Here is a 6,134-nt window from a genome sequence, read left to right as displayed (position 1 = left end):
ATGCGTGGGGCCCGGAGGCGGCACGGGGGCCGCCTCCGGGCTCTTCGAGGTGGTGTCGGTGGTCATGCGGAGGCGAAGATCGTCTTCTTCTGGCGCTCGATCGAGGACAGCAGGCTGTCGACGCCCTTGGGGTTCTGCAGGAACTTCTGCAGACCGGGCTGCATCACCGTGGACGTGAAGTCCGGACGGGAGTCGCGGTCCATGAACTGGGTGAGGGTCTTGGCGCCCGCGATCATCTCGAACGACTTCTTCTGCAGTGCCGAGTACGCGGAGGTGGAGGCCTTGCTGGAGGCGGCCACCACGCTCGGGTCGCCCTTGAGGTAGAGCTCCTCGGCGGCCGGCGAGCCCAGGTACTCCAGCAGCTTGACGACCCCGTCGTGGTTCTTCGGAGCCTTGCTGACCATGAAGCCGTCGGTGGGCGCCTCGACGGTGTCCTGGCCGTACGCGGAGTTGATCTCCGGGAAGGCGAAGAAGTCGAGATCCTCCAGGTCGGCCGCGTTGGTGAACTGCTGCGCCACGAACGAGCCCAGCAGGTACATGCCCGCCTTCTTCGACACCAGCGTCTGAGCCGCGTCCTGCCAGGTGCGGCCCATGAAGCCGTCCTGGTGGTAGGGCAGCAGCTCGGCCCAGTGGTCGAAGACGGCCTTGACCTTGGCGTCCGTCCAGGCGGCCTTGCCCGCCATCAGCTCGACGTGGAAGTCGTAGCCGTTGAGACGGAAGTTGATCTGGTCGAAGGTGCCCATCGCCGGCCAGGCGTCCTTGTCGCCGAAGGCGATCGGGACCAGGCCGTCCTTCTTCATCTTCTTGCACAGCGCGACCAGCTCGTCCCAGGTGGTGGGAACGGAGTAGCCGTACTTCTGGAAGACGCTCTTGCGGTAGAAGATCGCCCAGGGGTACGTGGTCAGCGGCACGAAGTAGTACTTGCCGTCCTCGCCCTTGCTCAGCTTCTTCATGGCCTCGGGGAAGTTGCCCCCGATCTTCTCCCACACGTCGTCGATCGGGGAGGCCAGGCCCTTCTTCGCGAAGAACTGCATGCGGTAACCGGCGAACCAGTTGAACACGTCGTCCGGCGTGCCCTGGAGGTAGGAGTTGATCTGCTCCTGGAAGGTGTTGTGGTCCTTGGTGTTCACCTTGACCGTGACGCCGGACTGCTTCTGGAAGGCCGCGTAGACGTCGGCGAACGCCTTCTTCGGCACCGCGTCCGACGCGTTGGAGCCGAGGGAGACGGTCTTCGAGCCGGAACCGGACGAACCGCTGCCGCCACACGCGGACAGCAGGGGTATGCCCGCTCCGAGGGCAGCGGCACCGCCGATACCGCGCAGCAGGCTGCGGCGGCTGGGGCCCGGGAGGGAGAGACCGGAGGAGGAGAGGTGGTGCATGAACGGCTCCTGAGGGCAGGGTTCGGCCAGGGATGAGCGACATTGAGACTGATCGAAAACGACCAGAAACCAACTTGACCGAACATCGTGGCGCAATAACAGCCCCATGCCCGCTCATGCGTCAAGAGTCGAAGATGCCATTTGTCGAAACGTAACCGACATGACCGGGGACTCCTCGCCCCTGTCCCGACCCCGCCCAGGCCCACCCAGAGGCCTCTCCTTCGGATTCCGCCCGGAGTTTCATGGCTGAAACCAAGCCTTGCCGATCACCTGGGAGTGGCCGAAATAACACCCCCCAGGGCCCCGCCCCCTCAGGGCCCCTGAGGCCGCCGGCTACTTGTATGCCGCGAACGCCTTCGAGAAGGCCCCGTCGTCCTGGAGGACCGAGCTGCACGTGGCGTCGGCGGTGGGCCTGGTACCGCCCGGGCACTGCTTGTCGCGGGTGGCGGACCACATGGAGAGCCCGCCGAGCCCCTTCGACTTCGCGAAGGCGACCAGCTGCGCGGCGTCGTCGACCTTGAAGATCTCCGAGGCCACGTCGTTGACACCGATCATGGGAGTGACGGCGACCGTCTTCCAGGCCGCGCTCTCCGAACGCCCGAGCACGCTCCTGACCTGGGCCTGGGTGGCGGTGGCGGCCTGTTCGGCGTACGTGCCCATGTCACCGCTGTACGCGGGGCCGTAGTCCATCGCCATGATGTTGACGGTGTCGATGTCCACGCCGTTCGCCTTCGCGTCGGCCAGCAGGTTCACGCCGTCCTGGGTCAGGCCCTCGGGCATGACGGGGAGCGTGAAGGACACGTCCAGGCCGGGGTGCCGGTCCTGCAACCGGGCGATGGCCTGCGCGCGGCGCGTGTTCGCCGCCGCGTTCGGCAGCGCGCCGCCCTCCACGTCGAAGTCGACCTTCGTGAGCTTGTACGCGTCCACGACCTTGCCGTACGCCGCCGCCAGGGCGTCCGCCGACGAGCAGTCCAGCGCCAGCTCCGAGCCCGACGCGCCGCCGAACGACACACGGACGTCGCCGCCCTTCGCCCGCAGCCCGCCGATCTGCGCCGCCACCGCGTCGGTGCCCAGGTCGGTCACTCCGCCCCACTTCGGGGTGCAGCCGCCGCCGTCGGTGACGAAGGCCAGGGTGTACTCCTTCACCCCGGTCTCCCCGGAGTGCGCCAGGAGGTCGAAGGCCGGGTAGAGCGAGGTGTCGACGTAGGGCGCGAAGCCCGCGGTCGCGGCGGTGCCGTCGCCGGGGTCGCCGGAACCCGGACTGTGCGAGGGGGACGGCGTGCCACTCTCGGCCGGCTTTGCGCTCGCGGTCGGCTGCTTGGCGCTCGCGGTCGGTTTCGCTGTCGCGGGCGGCGTGGCCGTCGCGGGGCTCGACGGGCGGCCGCCCGGCTCCGGCGTCGCACCGCCGCCCGCGGAACAGCTCGCTCCGTCGATACGGCAGCCCGTCGGCGCCGCCGTGCCGTTCACCACGAACCCGACCGTCACCGACTCGCCGGCCACCAGCCCGTCCCTGTCCCACGACGGCGCCTTCACCGTGACGTGCCGCCCGCGCACGCTCGACTCGCCGTTCCACAAGGAGCTGAGCCGGCTGCCCTCCGGCAGGTCGAACTCCAGCGTCCAACCGGTCTTCGTCGACTTGCCGTCGTTCGTGATCACGTACTGCGCGGTGTACCCCGTCGACCAGTCACTGGTCCTGGTGTACACGGCGCCGACCCCGGCGGCCTGCGCGGTCCCGGAGAAGAGCATCGCTCCGGAACCGACCACGGACGCCGCGACGACGCCGCCGATCACCTTGCTTCTGCCACTGATCCTGCGCCGATGCGTGCTCACGCCTGCCTGCCTTCGATGTTCGGGGGGTGGGTGCGGCAGGCACGCTAGCGATCCCGAATCAGGCAATTCCCCTTATCCGGACGGTCATTGAGGGACTTAGGGAGCGCTTAAGGATGGGATCGGGGGCGGTTAAAGGTCGAGACCAATCTGGTGGCTCCGCGACGTCGCATCGCGGCACGGTGCCCTCGGCCGAGCGGTGTCCGAGCGCCCGGGTCCAGCTGGATCCAGATCCGCACCTCGGTCCCGCCCAGCACCGACGAGCCGATCCGCACGTCACCGCCCGTCGACTCGGCGAGCCGCCGCACGATGTCCAGGCCGAGCCCGGTCGAGCCGTCGCTGCCGGAGCCGCGCCCGCGCGCCATCGCCGCCTCGGGGTCCGGTATCCCGGGGCCCGCGTCGGACACCAGCACGATCACCGCGTCCTCCCCGTTGTGCACGTCGACCGCGAAGGCCGTGCCCTCGGCTGTGTGCCGGAAGACGTTGCCGAGCAGGGCGTCGAGCGCGGCGGCCAGGTCGGCGCGGGCCACGGGTATGCGGACGGGGCGCTCCACGCCGGCGACCCGCACCTTGCGCCCCTCGTCCTCCGCGAGCGCCGACCAGAACGCCATGCGCTCACGGACGACCTCCGCCGCGTCGCACCCGGCACCGGGACCGGGCGCCGCCGTCTGTGGCTTGGCCTCCCGTGCCGTACGGATGATCGTGTCGACCTCGCGCTCCAACTGCTCGACCGCGGCCCTGGTCTGCTCGGCCGCCGGACCGTCGCCCAGCGAGGCCGCGTTCAGCCGCAGCACGGTCAGCGGTGTCCGCAGCCGGTGGGACAGATCGGCCGCCAGCTCCCGCTCGTTCGCCAGCAGTTGGACCACCTGGTCGGCCATCGAGTTGAACGCCGTCGCCGCCAGCCGCAGTTCCTTCGGCCCTTCCTCGGGGACCCGCGCCCCCAGCTTCCCCTCCCCCAGTTCGTGCGCGCTCTCGACCAGGCGCCTCGCCGGCTCGACCATGCGGACGCCGAGCCGGTCGGCCACCGCGACCGAGCCGACGATCAGCGCGAGACCCACTCCGGCGAGCACCGCCCACGCCGTGCCCACGCCGTGACCGACCTCGGCCTGCGGGACGTAGACCTCGACGACCGCTATCGCGCCGGAGCCGATCGCGGTGGGCTGCAGCAGCGTGAAGCCGCCGGGCACTTCCGTGGTGGAGGCGCGGCCCAATCTGCGGACGGTGACGATGTCCTCGTCGAGGGCGCGCTGACGGCCGAGGTCGACGGCCTGCTCGCCGCCGCCCGCCGGTATGTGCACGGCCATCCCGTCGTCCGAGCCCGCGGAGGCGACGACGCGCTCCAACTGGTCCCGGTCGGTGGTGATGGACAGCGCGGGCGCGACCGCGGCGGCCTCCCGCTCGGCGTTCGAGAACGCGCGGTCGCGGGCCAGCTCCCTGATGACCATGCCGAGGGGCACGGCGAAGGCGACCACGACCATCGCGGTCACCGCCAGGCACACCTTGACCAGCGCCCACCTCATGGCAACCGCTCCGCCCCGGGTGGCTCCAGCTTCACGCCGACCCCGCGCAGGGTGTGCAGATAGCGCGGTTTGGCCGCCGTCTCGCCCAACTTCCTCCTCAGCCACGACAGATGGACGTCGATGGTCTGGTCGTCCCCGTAGGACTGCTGCCACACCTCGGCGAGCAGCTCCTTGCGGGCCACGACCACACCGGGCCGCCCGGCGAGGAACGCGAGAAGGTCGAACTCACGCCGGGTCAGGTCCAGCCGCGTGCCGTCCAGTTCGGCCTCGCGGCGCAACGGGTCGATGGCGAGGCCGCCGACCCGGATCACCGTCGACGGCGGCACGTCACCGGCGCCCGACCGGGCCCTGCGCAGGACGGCCGCCATGCGCGCGGACAGATGCTCGACCGAGAACGGCTTGGTCAGGTAGTCGTCCGCGCCCGCGTTCAACAGCCGGACGATCTCCGTCTCGTCGTCGCGCGCGGTGGCGACGATCACCGGCACGTCGGTGATTCCGCGCAGCATCTTCAGGGCCTCGGACCCGTCGAGATCGGGCAGTCCGAGGTCCAGGATCACCAGGTCGAAACGGACATGGGCGACCTCGCGCAGCGCCTCCAGTGCCGTACCGACGCTGCGCACGGTGTGCGAGGCGTCGGTCAGGTGCCGGATCAGCGCCGAGCGTACGAACTGGTCGTCCTCGACCACGAGCACACTTGCCATGCGCCGCACCGTACGCCAAACGGGAAGCGCCGGTTGGGGCCTGTGGATAACTTGCCGGGTCCCGGCCGGGACCCGTCGGCCGAGGGACGAGCGGGACACTCCTGGGACTCGTGGTGCAGTATGGCCGCGATGCGCAGAGGACTCGTCCACGTACTGGCCTGGCTGCTCGCCACGGGCGCGGCGGTCACGCTGTCGTGGTGGGGTGTGCACACGGTGATGGCGGGCACCGCGTACGACCCGCCGCGCGCCCTGCCCATCACGGCTGACGACGCCTCGGACCAGGACGCTCAGCTCGCCCCGGCCACGACGCGCCCCGAGCCGTCGGCGAGCGGCGGCGACGAGAAGCCGCGGAAGAACCGCCCCAACACACCGTCACCGACCGCGTCCCCGACCTCGCCACCCGCCACGAAGCCCGGCCGGTCGCCGAGTCCGACCGCCTCCGGCCAGGTCAGGAGTTACGACACGAAGGGCGGTCGCGTCGTCTTCTCGCTCAACAGCACGTACGCGACGCTCGTCTCCGCCACGCCCGACTCCGACTGGTCGATGCAGGTCTGGAAGACGGAGACGTGGATCCGGGTGCAGTTCGCCTCGGGCGCGGACCGGGTGTCGGTGTTCTGCACCTGGCACGACAGCGCGCCGCGGGTGGACGTCGAGAACTACTGACGGCGCGAGAACTACTGACGACGCGGGAACTCCTGTTCGTCGGA

General features: G+C 70.1%; 5 protein-coding genes. 1 reads left to right on the top strand and 4 read right to left on the bottom strand.

All coding sequences use genetic code 11. The features are described 5' to 3' along the window. Nucleotides 1-62: 62 nt before the first annotated feature. From AB0959_RS50795 to AB0959_RS50780, 4 genes are all read right to left on the bottom strand, one after another. Nucleotides 63-1,379 (bottom strand): extracellular solute-binding protein, encoded by a 1,317-nt coding sequence (locus tag AB0959_RS50795; protein ID WP_366833810.1) that lies wholly within the window; start codon nucleotides 1,377-1,379, stop codon nucleotides 63-65. Between the two features lie 333 nt (nucleotides 1,380-1,712). Then, on the bottom strand, nucleotides 1,713-3,209 hold the full coding sequence (locus AB0959_RS50790) for a cellulose binding domain-containing protein (protein ID WP_366833809.1): 1,497 nt from the start codon (nucleotides 3,207-3,209) through the stop codon (nucleotides 1,713-1,715). 107 nt (nucleotides 3,210-3,316) lie between these two features. Next, nucleotides 3,317-4,726 carry a HAMP domain-containing sensor histidine kinase gene (locus tag AB0959_RS50785; protein ID WP_366833808.1) on the bottom strand — a complete coding sequence of 470 codons (1,410 nt, stop codon included), beginning with the start codon at nucleotides 4,724-4,726 and terminating at the stop codon, nucleotides 3,317-3,319. After that, entirely contained in the window at nucleotides 4,723-5,427 is a 705-nt protein-coding gene (locus tag AB0959_RS50780) for a response regulator transcription factor (RefSeq protein WP_366833807.1), read from the bottom strand. Before AB0959_RS50780 ends, AB0959_RS50785 begins: the two co-directional genes overlap by 4 nt. A gap of 129 nt (nucleotides 5,428-5,556) precedes the next feature. On the opposite strand from AB0959_RS50780, the gene AB0959_RS50775 reads away from it, so the two are divergent. Continuing rightward, a complete protein-coding gene (locus AB0959_RS50775; protein ID WP_366833806.1) occupies nucleotides 5,557-6,090 on the top strand; it encodes a hypothetical protein in 534 nt (177 codons plus the stop codon). Nucleotides 6,091-6,134: the final 44 nt, after the last annotated feature.

Origin of the sequence: Streptomyces sp. NPDC046862, assembly GCF_040704615.1 — a bacterium.
Taxonomy (GTDB): domain Bacteria; phylum Actinomycetota; class Actinomycetes; order Streptomycetales; family Streptomycetaceae; genus Streptomyces.
The sequence above is the reverse complement of the archived record's forward strand: the minus strand, read 5'-3'. Positions and strand labels throughout refer to the sequence as shown.